We start from the raw sequence: 14533 nt of genomic DNA, 5'->3' as shown, positions 1-14533 counted from the left end.
CCACCCCGCCCCAGCTATACTTCTTAAACTTTGAGTCTTGAGTCTTGTATAACTTATTTTCCCTATCCCCGATTTACTCTAAATCATTAGGTTTTTTGGGTAAGAAAAATTCATCTACGGTTGAATTTCTAAATAGTTCGTGTTGTCGCTAGGCGTCGAGGATTGATATCCCTAGGAGCATACACAAGTATGTGACTAGGGTGGCAATACGATGACAACACCGCGACGGCGCGAAATATGACGAAATTCTGATTGCAAGCCGAGGAAGAATAAATATCATGGTCACCCATAACAAATAACACCTGAGTCTAATATGAATTTCTTCTCATTTGAGTTTCTTGGCTCTTTTTTAGTTTTTTTTCTTATTTATTGGGGCTGCCAACCCAGCTCTAAATTGCAGAATGGGTTGCTCATCACAGCAAGTTATTTCTTTGTCTACTCGTTTAGCCCTGACTTTGCCTATATTCTGTTTGGCTACACGTTATTTATCTATTTTCTCACCAACTGGGCAACGGTTTGGTTATCTAATCGATGGGTATATTCGTTATTAGCTATCGGGATCATTGGCTGCTTTACTGCGTTTAAATATTATTCTTTTTTCCAGGAAACTATTCAGCAAACCCTCGATAAGTTTGGATTTAGCGTTGGACTGCCTGTACTGGAACTGTTGGCACCATTGGGGCTCTCTTTCTACGCCTTCCATTCCGTCAGCTATACCGTTTCTGTATGCCGCAAAGAAATTGAAAAAGCCGACTTTTTTGACGTCGTATTATATTTGGCTTTTTTCCCAAGTATCGTTGCGGGTCCAATTAACCGTGCAAAAAACTTTTTACCGCAAATCCAAGCTGAAAGCCGCGTTATTCTCGACTCTCGCCGCGCCATTTTGTTAATTAGCTTAGCACTGGTAAAACTGTTTCTATTCAGCTCATACCTCGCTGAAAACTACGTTAATCCAGTATTTGATGCTCCCGCAGGCTTTAGTGCAGGGGAAATATTAATTGCCACCTACGCTTACGCGTGGAATATCTATTTTAACTTCTCCGGTTATACCAATTTAGTGACGGGGATTGCGTTACTATTAGGCTTTAGAGTGCCACTTAACTTTAATGCCCCATATTTAGCCACTAACTTGCAAGATTTCTGGAAACGTTGGCATATCAGTTTATCGACCTTCATCATGGATTATATCTATATTCCATTAGGTGGTAGTCGCAAAGGATTTGTACGCAAAAATATCAACGTATTAACCGCAATGTTAATTTCGGGTCTGTGGCATGGTGCTGCAATGACATTTGTTATTTGGGGCGCAATTCATGGCTTAGGGACGGTAATTTTTAATATTAAAACTGAGCTAATGAAAAAACTGGGGAGAACCCACTTAATTCCCAACGCCCATGTTTCAAAATTACTTGCACGAATTCTGACTTTCCATTTTGTCTGCTTTGCATGGATTTTTTTCCGTAGCCCATCGTTTGATGATGCTCTGGTGATGCTCAATCAATTTATTGAGCCTGGATTTATCGCCTCAATTAGCGCGAACCTCGGCTTGCTGATTGCATTCTGGTTACTGTTCTTCGCCTACCCTTATTTCGTTCAAGGCTACCAGTATGTTGCCAAGAAATATCAAGATATCGCTTGGTACTATTACCCAATCCCATTAGCCATCGTGTTGACGATTATGTTTATGCTTTCACCTTCAGGAATGCCAGGATTTATCTATGCTAACTTCTGAGTTTAAAAATAACCTGAAAAAAACCGGACAAGTGGTGCTGATTGTCATCATCACTGGCTTGCTACTGATTTGGTTAAACCAAAGCTCCTTAGAGCGATTCTGGCAGCAAAAGTATCACCAAGATACCCCATGGGCGAAAATCAGTGGAAACCCTGTCTGGGATTACGGGAGCGCGTTACATGATGGTGTCCAAGAAGCAGGGGCAACTTTTGCCTATCACGCATCTGGACAAAAAGCCGCTGAAGATAAACTTGCCGCCCAAATGGCCGCTAACCACGAAACGTTAGTTTTCCCACAAGATTTCCGTGTCGGGCTACACTTTGTTAATGGTTATATTCATCCCGCAGAGAGCTTATCGGTCACATTCCCTGAGTTATTAAAACGCCCTCAAGCTCGCGCTAAAATTTCAGGTCGAACCTTTGCAGGAGTGACTATTGCGCAGCCTGAAGGACCTGTTGTTCAAAAACAGATAGCCAATATTGCTGCAGGGGATCAAGTCTTGTTTGCTGGGGACTCCATGATGCAGGGCGTCGCTCCCCATGTTAAAAACATGCTGTTGAAAAAGTATAATATTGAGAGTATTAACTTAAGTAAGCAGAGTACCGGTCTCGCGTACCCTAAATTCTTTAACTGGCCAGATACCATTGCCAAAGCATTGAACGATAACCCGAAAATTAAAGTCTTAGTGGTATTTTTAGGTCCTAATGACCCGTGGGATATGCCACCACAATCGGGCTATAAGTATGTGAAATTCAAGAGTGAAGAGTGGGAGCAAACCTATCGTTCGCGTATCAGTGAAATTCTTTCCACCGCACGCCAACATCATGTCGATGTGATTTGGGTGGGTCCACCGAATATGCGTAAAAACACTCTCTCCGATGGAATGAAGTTCCTACGCGGTCTCTACCAAACCGAAGTTGCGAAGTATGGCGAAATGTACATTTCTGCTAATGACGTCTTTAAATATAAAAATGACGACTATTCCGACTATATTGGGGATGGTAGCAATGCTATAAAATTGCGCAGTGGTGATGGGATCCATTTCAGTGGTAAAGGGCAACAAATGATTGCCGAAAGCGTATTTTCACTGATCCATTTCGAAGAGGAAGACAAGGAACCTCATGAAACTGAACAACCAGAATCAGATCAAGAGCAAGCTACTCACAGCTAGTGTTATTACCCTGCTGTCATTAGGCTTAGTCTCTTGTCAAACCCCTGATACTAAACGCGGCAAAACGTCGCAAACTCAGTGGCAAGCGCCTACAGAGCAAGGGCAGTTAGTCAATAACGGTGAACCCAATTTAAGTCAATTGGCGTCTAAACTGCGCCAAGGTGGTCAACAAGTCCATATCGTTCAGATAGGGGATTCACACACGGCCGCAGATTTTTTCACTGGTGAATTAAGAGCATTGTTCCAACAACGTTATGGAGATGCAGGTCCTGGTTTTGTACCGCCAATTTCGGTACCGGGTCAACGCACCGCCACCATTAATCGCGTCAGTGATAAGTCAGATTGGTCACTTTCCAGTAGCCGCAAAGACGAGCGTTTTGACTACCCGTTAGGTGGATTGATAGCGGAGCCACAAGGTAGCAAGAGCAATGTGTTATTAAAACCGTTGCAGCCTGTCCAAAATAGTTATCGCTTACAAGCACTGTACCAAAGCTCGAATGGTGCCCAGATGCAGGTTTCGCCATCCTCATCTTCGACAGTTGCCTTACCTGCCACGGGAAATAGCTGGCAATTCTCTGCGCCAGTGAGCACGCAATTGCCATCAACTGTGTCAGTTGGAACAACAAGTAATCTCAAAGTGGGTGGATGGTTAGTCCGTTCGAATAAACCCGGTGTGATGTTATCTGCTATCGGTTTAAACGGTGCGACCATCAACATGCTGGATAAGTGGCAACCACAGTGGAGCGCCACGCTGGCTCAAATGTCGCCAGATATGGTGATTTTAGCCTTCGGCACCAATGAAGCGTTTAATGACACACTGAACTTAGTGGCTTACGAACAAAATCTACGGGATAAAATTCGTCAGATCCGCCAGCAATCACCTAATGCCGTGATTATGCTAGTGGGGCCTAGCGACTCAATTAAATTCAGTAATGCGGCGGGTTGTAGCGCACAGATGCCGGTGAATTTGATGGATGTGATCCGTATTCAGAAAAACATTGCCGCTCAGGAACATACGCTGTTTTGGGATTGGCAAGCGAACATGGGCGGGCCTTGCTCTATCCGCGCATGGGCATCACAAGGTTTAGCCCGTCCTGATAATGTGCATTTCTCTGCGGATGGTTATAAGAAAAGCGCACAGGCTTTATATAGCCAGTTTAATCAGATGTTGAAATAAACCTATTTCGTTATCTTCACATACAAAAAAGTCAGCCTACCTAAGTAAGCTGACTTTTGTTTTTTACAGAAGAGATAGAGAGAAATCAGTTTTAGAGGAAGGTAAAGAAAATCATCCCAACAATCGCACCCGTCGTTCCTAAAATCGTTTCCATGATAGTCCACGTTTTTAAGGTTTGAGCTTCAGTTGCACCTGTAAATTTACCGAATAACCAGAAACCGGAGTCATTCACATGGCTCAGAATTAATGAACCACCAGAGATACAAATCGCTAATGCAGCCAGTTGTGCGCCAGAGTAACCTAGCTCACCGATAACAGGCAGGACTAAACCAACAGTCGTTAGACAAGCAACAGTCGCAGAACCTTGGATAACACGCACCGCACCCGCTAAGACGAAACACGCGACAGCAATCGGTAAACCTGCACCAATCAGCGAATCACCTAATGCCGGACCTACACCTGAGTCCACCAGCACTTGTTTGAATACACCACCCGCACCAGTCACTAACAGGATGATACCCGCAGGTTGAATTGCTGCGGAACAGACCGCCATCACGCGCTCTTTATCCATGCCGTAGCGGAAGCCTAAGCCGTAGATTGCCAGCAAACATGCCAGTAATAATGCAGTAAATGGATGACCAATAAACTCTAACCAGTTTTCTAGATTCGAGCCTTTTTCCACAAAGTGAGTCCCGATGGTTTTTAAACCAACCAGCAGTAATGGGAACAACACGAGGCTTAAGCTGAAGCCAAAGCTTGGCATTTTGCCGTTAGTGCTTTGTGGTGCTTGGTAGTCAGCAGGAATTTCAATACTAACAAACTTGCTGATAAAGCTACCAAACAGTGGACCCGCTAAAATCATGCTCGGGATAGCCGCACACAGACCAATTAAGATCATCCAGCCATAATCTGCACCCATTTGCGACGCCACCAGCATTGGTGTTGGCCCCGGTAACAGGAAGGCTGCCGCTGCTGCCACACCAGCAAACAGAGGAATTGCTAAGCGAACTACGTTGTGGCCAGTACGGTTTGCGACCGCAAATACCACGCCGATTAATAGCACGATAGCCACGTCAAAGAACAATGGCAGTGCGCAGATTAAACCGGCGATCCCCACCGCATAATGCGCGCGCTTTTCACCGAAAAGGTCTAATAGCTTATGAGCAACCTGATCCAAAGCGCCCGTTTCATGCAAGATTTTACCGAACATGGCACCTAAGGCGACGACGATAGCAAGGAATCCCAGGGTTCCCGCCATCCCTTTTTGCATGGTTGCAGTGATATCTTGGACTGGCATACCAGAAAATAGACCCGCGCCAATCGACACAATCATTAACGCTACAAAAGCGTGTAAACGCGCGTACATCACTAAAAATAGCAATAATACCACCGAGCCAACGGCGGTCAGTACCAATGTTAAGGTACTTAATGTTTCTACTGGTGCGTTCATGCTTTATCTCCCGTCATGATTTGACGAATGGTTGCACAGGTATTGTCGATAACCTCATTGAGCGCAGGACGGATATCAACCGCATAAGCGTCGGCTTCTTGGGTATCTGGTTCTTGCAGTGTATCGAACTGTGATTTCAACATTTCTGGTTTAAAGAAATGACCACGACGCGCTCTTAAACGCTCTTCAATCACTGCTGCATCGCCTTTCAGATAGATAAAATAGAGATTTTTATTATCTTCACGAAGAATATCGCGATAACTCTTTTTCAATGCAGAGCACACAACCAGAGAAACCTGATTGGTTCTTTGCATTGCAAAAATGGCACCGTTCAGCGCTTCTAACCACGGACGACGGTCATCATCATTCAGTGCATGTCCAGATGCCATTTTCATAATATTGGATTTCGGGTGCAAAAAGTCCCCGTCTAAAAAGGCAGCTTGTAACTGCTGAGCAACGCCACTCGCCACTGCGGATTTGCCGCTACCCGATACCCCCATTAAGACAAATGTGTAGTTTTGATTTTGGGTATCACTCATAGGAAACTCCTCGGGTGTTGAAAAGAGGTTATTTAATTCTAGATTTGAAATTTAATTTAGGTTGTTATTCCGGTGCCCTGGCTGGATGTTACCGGTAACAGGTTGCGGGTAACATTATTGCTAGTGGATATTTATTTAGCAATTAGATAGGTGAAGAAAACAGCGGAATTGTGATGGTAATCGCAATAATGTTTTGCTGACTCGATGCAACCTTACTAGATACTTTCACCAGTTAGTAACTTAAAACCAACATCGAATTTTTTCTGTGCTAATTTTTCACCGCGCATCCTTGCCAGCAGCACTTCTGCCGCCTTGCGCCCCATAAGGTCACGAGGGGTTAAGATACTGGCTAATTTCGGTGTCATCACCTGTCCCACATCGTGTCCATGGAAGCCCGAAATAGCCAAATCATTGGGGACATTAATCCCTAAACGCTGGCATTCAAAAATCGCGCCGATGGCTAAGTCATCGTTGGTACAAAATAGCCCATCAGTATCGGGGTATTTTACGCGGCATTCTTGAAGTAATTGTGCGCCAAGAGAATAAGAGGAGCTCTCTTGAGTCATTAAATTACGCGGAGTTAGTTTGGCATCGAGCATGGCTTTTTCATAACCTTCCAAACGGATGATTGTCCGCTCATCCTGCCTCGCCCCTAAATAGACTACTTTTCGGCAGCCACGGTCGATCATCGCCTGCGTCATTTGGCGAGACGCTTCAAAGTTATCAATACCTACCGCGGCATCAAAACAAGGCGAAATACTGTCCATAATTTCAACGACAGGGATCCCCGCCGTTTTTAACATGCGCAGGGTGCGCTCGGTATGGGTACGCTCCGCTAAAATCACGCCATCAATATTGTAAGAAAGTAACGAAGTTAAGCGCTCTTCCTCTTTTTCTGCACGATAACCATAGTGCGCCAACATGGTTTGATAACCATGTTTGTCGGTGACGGCTTCAATACCGCGGATCACTTCGGCAAAAACTTGGTTAGTTAATGATGGCAATAGAACGCCGATGGCGTGGCTTGTGGCATTCGACAAAATATCAGGCGCTTTGTTTGGGATATAGCCTAATTCCTCCACTGCACTGGCAATTTTCCCACGCAAGGATTCTGAAACTTGCTCAGGATTTCGCAGGAAACGACTCACCGTCATTTTTGTGATACCGACTCGGTCGGCTACATCTTGCAAAGAAGGTCTTTTATTCTTCATATATCCCAGATTATCTATAATACGCCGTTATATTTCGCTATGTTCTGCGATCTGCCAGTGGATATCAATCCTTGATATTGCTTTAAATCACAGAAACATCGACTTTTCAGTGCTATCTCATTTTTACTGTTGACTCTGTTGCCTGACTTCGCTAATTTTCGCGCTATATAAATATAAGTATAACGATGTTAATTATGGCAATGAACAGAAGACATTTTATCCAATCCTGCGCTGTCCTTGCGGCATACTACAGTTTACCTGCATTTAGTCGCAGCCCTGTCGCAGAGGCATTATTCGGTACTTTACCTGCAAATGGTAACATTCAAAAGGTGATCACGGCGGGTCCGCCCGCAGACTTACTGATGTTTGCCCTCACCCCAGAAAAAATGGTGGGTTTTGCCTCGATTAACTTGAAAAAAGGGAATAGTGAACTATTTGCGCCACAATGGATGAATTTGCCTGTTTATGGTCGTCTTGCGGGACGAGGTAGCACGTTATCCCTTGAACAATTATTGGCTTATCACCCTGATTTGATCCTCGATACTGGCAATATCGATGAAACCTACCGTTCCCAAGCGGAAAAAGTCGCCAAACAAACGGGGATCCCGTATTTGCTGATGGATGGTAAGCTGATTGATGCTCCGCAACAGCTGCGTCAACTTGGTCGTCTATTGAATGTTAATCAGCAAGCTGAAAAACTGAGTATGGTAGCAGAACGCTATCTTAGCAATGCGCAGCAATTTGCACTGACTCAACAACAAAAACCCCTCAGTTTTTACCTCGCCAGAGGTGCAAAAGGACTACAAACCGGCACAAAAGGTTCTATTCATACTGAAGCCATCGAAATGCTCGGTTTTCGTAATGTGGTGGACATCGATGGATTCCACGGTTTGACCGATGTTTCCATGGAACAGCTGTACCAGTGGGAGCCAGATATTATCATCACCCAATATGATGAATCTGTTGAATTAATTACTCGCTCGCCATTATGGGCAGGACTCAAAGCCATCTCATCGAATAACCTGTTCGTATTCAGTGGGATGCCATTCGGTTGGTTAGATGGTCCACCAGGGATCAACCGTTTACTGGGCATGAGACGCTTACAAAGTCACTTTGATAAAGCGGTTGAAGAGACGATGACTCACGATCTAAGACAATTTTTTGAGCTGTTCTACCATTCATCGCTCACTCAAGAGCAGGTCGACTTACTAATGGAAAGGTCATGACGGCGAGCTGGCTCAATACCAAAACTAAGCCATTATTATTGATGGCTATTTTGCTACTCTGTTTTCTGATGGCATTAACCAGTGGTAAATACTCACTAACCTTGGAAGAGCTCTATCACTTGTTTACTCAAGCGCCCGTCGATGATCCTCGTAGCAATACGGTATTTTGGCAAATTCGCTTTCCACGCGTCTTAGCCGCCATCTTGATTGGCGGCGGGCTAGCGATTGCCGGCGCGGCTTATCAAGGTATGTTTCGTAACCCTCTCGTTTCCCCTGATATTTTAGGCGTTTCCGCAGGGGCGGGCGTCGGAGCTGTTTTAGGGATATTTCTCGGACAATCTCTGGTTTCTATCCAACTGTTTGCTTTTGTGGGTGGGCTTATCACGGTGGCGGTGGTGTATCTGATTGCTCGCCTAGCCCGCCAGCACGATCCTATTCTATCCCTTGTTCTAGTTGGGGTTGCCGTCAGTGCGATTTGCGGCTCCGCCATCTCATTAATGAAAATTTTAGCCGACCCCTACACGCAGCTTCCTTCTATTACGTTCTGGCTACTCGGTGGATTATCTTCCATTACTCAGCAAGATTTATGGTCAGTGTTGCCCATTATGATCGTGGGTTTCGTGCCATTATTGATGCTGCGTTGGCGCATGAATTTGCTAAGTTTATCCGATGAAGAAGCCAAAAGTTTAGGCGTAAATGTCACACTCAATCGCACCATTTTGATTGTTAGCGCAACCCTGATTACCGCCAGCACCGTGTCGATAGCTGGCATTATTGGCTGGGTAGGATTGATTGTTCCCCATATTACGCGAATGATAGTGGGTGCTAACTTCCGCTATCAGCTCCCTGCAGCAATGGCTATCGGCGCTATTTTACTGCTGATCACCGATACGCTAGCTCGCACCATTGCAGCCATTGAGTTACCGCTCGGGATCTTAACCTCCGCCGTGGGCGCACCCTTTTTCTTAGCCATTTTGCTACAAACAAGGCGGGTTAAATGAGTATTTTAACCCTAGACAATGTGGCGATCGGCTACCACCGCCAAGCCATTATTGAAGGCATTAACCTGCATTTACCTGAAGGTGAGATGACCTGCTTGCTGGGCGCGAATGGGTGCGGAAAAACCACCTTAATGAAAACCTTATTAGGGTTACTTCCTGCCATTGATGGGGATATACGCTTGCAAGGGCAATCCATCAGCCGGCTGAAACAGCGAGATATCGCGAAAGTGATTGCTTACGTACCCCAAGCTCACGATACGCCCTTTACGTTTTCGGTGGTCGATATGGTGATGATGGGGCTAACCCCCTATCTCTCAGCGTTCAGCGTACCGGGGGAAAAAGAGAAAGTCAGTGCCATGGAGCAATTGACCCAATTTGGCATTGCTCACCTTGCAGAGCGCTTGTATAGCACCCTCAGCGGGGGAGAAAAGCAGCTGGTTTTAATTGCCAGAGCCTTAGTCCAAAAACCCAAGTTATTGATTATGGATGAACCCGCAGCCAGCCTCGATTTTGGCAATCAAATTCGGCTGTTACAGCATATCGAAACACTGAAGCAGCATGGGATCACGGTGTTAATGTCCACCCATCACCCCCAACATGCCGCTGCCATTGCCGACCATGTGATTTTATTAAACAAACAACAGCAGGCACGGCAAGGCTCGACTCAAAGTATGTTAACGCTCACTAACTTGGCAGAACTCTATAATATCGATGCACCGAGTATTACGGCGCATTTTCAGCTTCCACTCAATTTTACTTGTTAAGGTCAGGGATCATGCTTATTCACCAACTCGATTTTGCCGCGATGTATCAGCAGCATATGCAACAAGCCCAACGCACACGCAAAGAACCAGAACATTGGGATAAAAAAGCCCACCAAATGGCGCAAAACTGTGCCAATCCGAACGACCCATACTTAATTCGCTTTCGCCAATTAATGGATTTTACGGGTGCAAAAACCTTGCTGGATGTGGGATGTGGACCTGGCTCTATTAGCCTTTATCTCGCTAACCAATTTCAATCTGTCACCGGCATTGACTACAGTGCAGGTATGCTCGAAATGGCCAATATTCGCGCCAAAGAGATGAATGTCACCAATGCGCAATTTAAAACCCTTGCGTGGGAAGATAGCTGGGACGACTTACCAAAAGCCGATATTTCGGTGGCCTCCCGCTCTACCCTCGTGGATGACTTAAAAGCTGCGATGTTAAAACTCAACCGCCAAACTAACCTGCGCGTGTATACCACTCACACCGTTAACCCGACATTTATTGATGAGAAAATTATCCGTGAAATTGGGCGCGAAGTGGTTAGCCTGCCAACCTATATCTATGCCGTGAATGTCCTGCATCAAATGGGGATCCATGCCCGTGTCGACTTTATTAAAAGTCCAAATCGAGGTGGATTCGATAACGTGGATGCATTTATCGACAGCGTAAACTGGTCGCTCAAAGATCTCACCGAAGAAGAAACTGAAAAGCTGCGCGCTTACTACGAGAAACAAACCGCCGATGGTAAAGCCCTGCCGTTCCCATCCCGCGATTGGGCGATGGTCTCATGGGATGTGGTGGATGAAGCGGAACTGACATTATGATTTACTTGCCTGACACCCTAATTGACCAGCTGCTTCTCGATGATATCCAGTATGGGGATCTCACCAGCCGCGCACTTGGCTTACACACCCAGCAAGGCACCATGACCTTTACCTCGAAACTTGGCGGCTGTGTAAGCGGGTTGGATATCGCCCAGCGTATGCTCACAAAGCTGGGCATACGCAGTGAATGCCTATTTCGTGACGGAGATATTGTGGAGCCACAAAGCCGCTTGATTAACGCGTCTGGCTCGGTTGAAGCACTGCATCAAGGGTGGAAGGCAGTCCAGAATGTCCTTGAATGGTGCGGTGGCGTCAGTCACTACACCCATCAAATGGTCACGATATTAAAAAAATATCACCCTAATGGGCAGCTCGCTTGCACACGGAAAACCATTCCCGCGACCAAGCCCCTTGCGTTAACCGCGATCCTCGCTGGTGGCGGCATTGTCCATCGTGCTGGCAGCGCAGAAACTATCTTGCTGTTTACCAATCATCGCAACTGCCTTACAAATCCCGATGATTGGCAATCTCATGTCGATACGTTACGAGCGGCCGCGCCTGAGAAGCAGATCATCGTTGAAGCCGATGATTATCAGCAAGCTCTGCTTGCCATTGATACCAACGCCGATATTGTCCAGCTGGATAAACTTCCTGTGGAGCAGATTCAGCAATTACAACGCTTGGTGAATGAGAAAAAATCCCGCTGCCGATTATCCATTGCCGGTGGCGTTAACTTGCAAACTATCGAAAGTTTCGCCCAAGCGGGTGTTCCTCTGTTGATCACTTCAGCTCCCTATTACGCAAACCCGAGAGACATCAAAGTACAGATATTTAAATCTTAACGACCCAAATACATAGATTTAAAACCTTATCCTGCGGCTCACCGCGGGATGGTGTTTTATGGCAAAAGCGACGCCCATCGTTATATAAAAATAAATATATCGATATAAGTCGCAGGAAAAACTAACTGGAAATTATTAATAATGAAAATAAAACAAATTACCTATTTGATAGGAATGGCGTTATTCGCAACACAGGGGCAAGCAGCAACGACCTCTCCAGAGAATAATCAGACACAAGCTGACGCGAGCCGCGATGTGATGTCAGTCTGGAGTACCCCACTCGCCGCTGATGCTAACGTGATCACTGAGTCGCAAATGAAGCAACTCAATAAAACCAACGTGGCTCAAGCTCTCAGCACCCTACCCGGCGTGGCGATCCAAAAATCCGGTAACCGTAATGAGACTCAAGTGAATGTACGTGGTTTTGATAGCCGCCAAGTGCCTGTTTTCTTCGACGGTATCCCGACCTATGTTCCTTATGACGGTACCCTTGACCTTGGGCGTTTTATGACCAGTGAACTGGCAAGTGTTGAGCTTTCTACGGGGTATACGTCCCTGTTACAAGGTCCGAACTTAATGGGCGGCGCCATCAACTTAACCACCGCGACCCCAAAAAAACCGTTCGAAGCGAATATCAGCCTGAACCAAGGCTTTGCGCGTGGTGCAGATAATGCCCATAACGTTAGCGCCCGCCTTGGTGGTCGCAATGATTTAGGTTTTATTCAAGTCAGTGGTAGCCAATATAAGCAGCGCTTTATGGGTCTACCTAGCTCTGATGATAATAACCCGTATGCGGGAACGCATGGACGCCGCACTAACTCCGCCACCGATGATAAGCGTTTGATGCTGAAAATGGGCTGGACGCCACGAGAAGCCGATGAGTATGTGGTGACTTATATTAAGCAAGATGGTGACAAAAACAGTGCGCCGAATGCCAACTCTGATAAGCAGCAGATCTGGCAGTGGCCAGCTTATGATAAAGAAAGCATCTACTTTAATGGCACCACCCAAGTCACTGACGGTATTGCCCTGCAAAGCCGCGTTTATCACGATTCATTCAAAAACACGCTGCACCAGTACAAATCCGTCAAGGATTATCAAAAAGGTAATTATAACTACAGCCGCTATGATGACTACAGCAACGGCGCAGACCTACGCGCAGACTTTACTGTGCGTGAATTAGATATGCTGTCATTTGCCGCACACTGGAAAGAAGACGTTCACCGCTCTCGCAGTAATAAAACCAACCCATTTGACCGTTATAAAGATCAAACCTGGTCTGTCTCTACCGAATACCAATGGGTTGCGACAGATAAGCTCGATATCATCGGCGGAATTGGCTATGACTGGCGTGATAGTGATGATGGAAAACGCTATATATACAATAAAAAAACCGGTGCAATGGAAGGCGTTCAACATTATGACAATAACAACCAACATGCCTTCAACTGGGAGATGATGGCCCGTTACCATTTAGAAAATGAAGATACCGTTCAATTCTCTGTATCCGAAAGAACACGTTTCCCGACACAAAAAGAGCGCTACACCGAAAATAAAATGAAGAATGATGATTCATTCCTCATTAACCCGCATTTAGATGCTGAGCGTGCACTGACCTTTGATTTAACTTATAAAGGGCATTTCACTCCAGTGTGGAGCTATACAGCAAGTACCTACTATAACCACGTTTCTGATGCCATTATGGCGCACCATGTAGGCGAAAATAAAAAAGGTGGCGCATTACTGCAAAACCGTAATAGCGGCAAAGTGGATTATATCGGCGCGGATTTAGGCACTACAGGGCAAATCACCGATTGGATGGAAGCAGGTATGAACTACAGCTATATCCACGCGGATCCGAAACACTATAGCGTACGCCATGTTGCAGAGCTGCCAACCCACAAAGCGTTTGCTTGGGTGAAATTTACCCCATATCAGCCAATGAGCATTACGATTACAGAAGAAGCCAGAAGCTGGGCATTTAACTATGTGGACAGTGAAGATAAGGTACGCGGCTTCGCCAAAACTGACCTCCGCGTGGATTATGACTTAGGGCATGGGCTATCTGTGAACAGCTCAGTCAACAACCTGTTCGACAAGTCTTATGAATATACTGATGGCTATATAGAAGAAGGTCGCAACTATTGGCTAGGAATTGAATATAAATACTAATACTTAATTTTATAAGGCAAGATATTACTTTCTTGCCTTATAAATTGAGAAATAAATTGTCTTATCAGTTAATTTCACCTATAAATAGAATTAAGCGAAATCCCTTAGGATAATTCTTATAAATAACTCTACTTATCGCGCTAGAAATTTAGTTTTATCTACCGATATAACAACGAAAACGAATATATTTATAATAATAAACTAGCAATAATATTTTATTTAGTTTATTACTCCAATATGATATTCAAATCAATATTTTTGCTAATTTACAGCAAAAAAGCTCATCTCCGAATACTTGAAGTTATTCCAATCCCTATTTAGACTATACCTATAATTAAATTAATAAAAATATATAAATCCCTAGAATAAATTTAACTTAAATTACATTAAGCCACTAATTAATAGTGGCTTAGCTATT

The 14533-nt window shown here is 45.1% G+C and carries 12 protein-coding genes; 9 read left to right on the top strand and 3 right to left on the bottom strand.

All coding sequences use genetic code 11. The features are described 5' to 3' along the window. Positions 1-313: 313 nt before the first annotated feature. Genes M5X66_RS02135 through M5X66_RS02125 form a run of 3 tightly spaced genes read left to right on the top strand, consistent with a single transcriptional unit; the run spans position 314 to position 4080 of the window. Positions 314-1732: an MBOAT family O-acyltransferase gene (locus M5X66_RS02135; protein WP_154636930.1), complete on the top strand. Its 1419-nt coding sequence runs from the start codon at positions 314-316 to the stop codon at positions 1730-1732. Further along, positions 1719-2903 carry an SGNH/GDSL hydrolase family protein gene (locus M5X66_RS02130; protein WP_270103835.1) on the top strand — a complete coding sequence of 395 codons (1185 nt, stop codon included), beginning with the start codon at positions 1719-1721 and terminating at the stop codon, positions 2901-2903. The genes M5X66_RS02135 and M5X66_RS02130 overlap by 14 nt, the downstream gene beginning before the upstream one ends. After that, positions 2854-4080: an SGNH/GDSL hydrolase family protein gene (locus M5X66_RS02125; RefSeq protein WP_270103834.1), complete on the top strand. Its 1227-nt coding sequence runs from the start codon at positions 2854-2856 to the stop codon at positions 4078-4080. Before M5X66_RS02130 ends, M5X66_RS02125 begins: the two co-directional genes overlap by 50 nt. Positions 4081-4171: 91 nt before the next feature. On the opposite strand, the gene gntU is transcribed toward M5X66_RS02125, so the two are convergent. The 3 genes from gntU to gntR all read right to left on the bottom strand — a co-directional run bounded on the left by gntU (position 4172) and on the right by gntR (position 7280). Next, entirely contained in the window at positions 4172-5530 is a 1359-nt protein-coding gene (gene gntU / locus M5X66_RS02120; protein WP_036955341.1) for a gluconate transporter, read from the bottom strand. Beyond that, positions 5527-6069, bottom strand: a complete 543-nt coding sequence (gene gntK / locus M5X66_RS02115) for a gluconokinase (protein WP_036955343.1) — start codon at positions 6067-6069, stop codon at positions 5527-5529. Before gntK ends, gntU begins: the two co-directional genes overlap by 4 nt. 215 nt (positions 6070-6284) lie before the next feature. Further along, positions 6285-7280 carry a gluconate operon transcriptional repressor GntR gene (gene gntR, locus M5X66_RS02110; RefSeq protein ID WP_036955346.1) on the bottom strand — a complete coding sequence of 332 codons (996 nt, stop codon included), beginning with the start codon at positions 7278-7280 and terminating at the stop codon, positions 6285-6287. A gap of 194 nt (positions 7281-7474) precedes the next feature. On the opposite strand from gntR, the gene M5X66_RS02105 reads away from it, so the two are divergent. The 6 genes from M5X66_RS02105 to M5X66_RS02080 all read left to right on the top strand — a co-directional run bounded on the left by M5X66_RS02105 (position 7475) and on the right by M5X66_RS02080 (position 14115). Beyond that, positions 7475-8506 (top strand): ABC transporter substrate-binding protein, encoded by a 1032-nt coding sequence (locus tag M5X66_RS02105; protein ID WP_036955537.1) that lies wholly within the window; start codon positions 7475-7477, stop codon positions 8504-8506. Next, a complete protein-coding gene (locus M5X66_RS02100) occupies positions 8503-9507 on the top strand; it encodes a FecCD family ABC transporter permease (protein ID WP_036955349.1) in 1005 nt (334 codons plus the stop codon). Before M5X66_RS02105 ends, M5X66_RS02100 begins: the two co-directional genes overlap by 4 nt. Then, on the top strand, positions 9504-10271 hold the full coding sequence (locus M5X66_RS02095; RefSeq protein ID WP_154609811.1) for an ABC transporter ATP-binding protein: 768 nt from the start codon (positions 9504-9506) through the stop codon (positions 10269-10271). The genes M5X66_RS02100 and M5X66_RS02095 overlap by 4 nt, the downstream gene beginning before the upstream one ends. A gap of 11 nt (positions 10272-10282) precedes the next feature. Next, the gene (locus M5X66_RS02090) at positions 10283-11101 is read left to right on the top strand and encodes a class I SAM-dependent methyltransferase (RefSeq protein WP_154634465.1); all 819 of its coding nucleotides are present in this window, start codon (positions 10283-10285) and stop codon (positions 11099-11101) included. Further along, positions 11098-11943, top strand: coding sequence for a ModD protein (modD, locus tag M5X66_RS02085; protein WP_154634464.1), 846 nt, complete (start codon positions 11098-11100; stop codon positions 11941-11943). The genes M5X66_RS02090 and modD overlap by 4 nt, the downstream gene beginning before the upstream one ends. Positions 11944-12084: 141 nt before the next feature. Continuing rightward, positions 12085-14115 carry a TonB-dependent receptor plug domain-containing protein gene (locus M5X66_RS02080; protein WP_154634463.1) on the top strand — a complete coding sequence of 677 codons (2031 nt, stop codon included), beginning with the start codon at positions 12085-12087 and terminating at the stop codon, positions 14113-14115. Positions 14116-14533: the final 418 nt, after the last annotated feature.

It is taken from the genome of Providencia sp. PROV188 (genome assembly GCF_027595165.1).
Classification (GTDB): domain Bacteria; phylum Pseudomonadota; class Gammaproteobacteria; order Enterobacterales; family Enterobacteriaceae; genus Providencia; species Providencia lanzhouensis.
This window is presented reverse-complemented; position numbering and strand designations above follow the sequence as displayed.

What these genes read in the sequence shown, in the direction of transcription:
- M5X66_RS02090 (WP_154634465.1), top strand. Translation starts at nt 10,283, where the DNA reads ATGCTTATTCACCAACTCGATTTTGCCGCGATGTATCAGCAGCATATG.
- M5X66_RS02080 (WP_154634463.1), top strand. Translation starts at nt 12,085, where the DNA reads ATGAAAATAAAACAAATTACCTATTTGATAGGAATGGCGTTATTCGCA.
- M5X66_RS02125 (WP_270103834.1), top strand. Translation starts at nt 2,854, where the DNA reads ATGAAACTGAACAACCAGAATCAGATCAAGAGCAAGCTACTCACAGCT.
- gntU (WP_036955341.1), bottom strand. Translation starts at nt 5,530, where the DNA reads ATGAACGCACCAGTAGAAACATTAAGTACCTTAACATTGGTACTGACC.
- M5X66_RS02095 (WP_154609811.1), top strand. Translation starts at nt 9,504, where the DNA reads ATGAGTATTTTAACCCTAGACAATGTGGCGATCGGCTACCACCGCCAA.
- M5X66_RS02135 (WP_154636930.1), top strand. Translation starts at nt 314, where the DNA reads ATGAATTTCTTCTCATTTGAGTTTCTTGGCTCTTTTTTAGTTTTTTTT.
- gntR (WP_036955346.1), bottom strand. Translation starts at nt 7,280, where the DNA reads ATGAAGAATAAAAGACCTTCTTTGCAAGATGTAGCCGACCGAGTCGGT.
- modD (WP_154634464.1), top strand. Translation starts at nt 11,098, where the DNA reads ATGATTTACTTGCCTGACACCCTAATTGACCAGCTGCTTCTCGATGAT.
- M5X66_RS02105 (WP_036955537.1), top strand. Translation starts at nt 7,475, where the DNA reads ATGGCAATGAACAGAAGACATTTTATCCAATCCTGCGCTGTCCTTGCG.
- gntK (WP_036955343.1), bottom strand. Translation starts at nt 6,069, where the DNA reads ATGAGTGATACCCAAAATCAAAACTACACATTTGTCTTAATGGGGGTA.
- M5X66_RS02130 (WP_270103835.1), top strand. Translation starts at nt 1,719, where the DNA reads ATGCTAACTTCTGAGTTTAAAAATAACCTGAAAAAAACCGGACAAGTG.
- M5X66_RS02100 (WP_036955349.1), top strand. Translation starts at nt 8,503, where the DNA reads ATGACGGCGAGCTGGCTCAATACCAAAACTAAGCCATTATTATTGATG.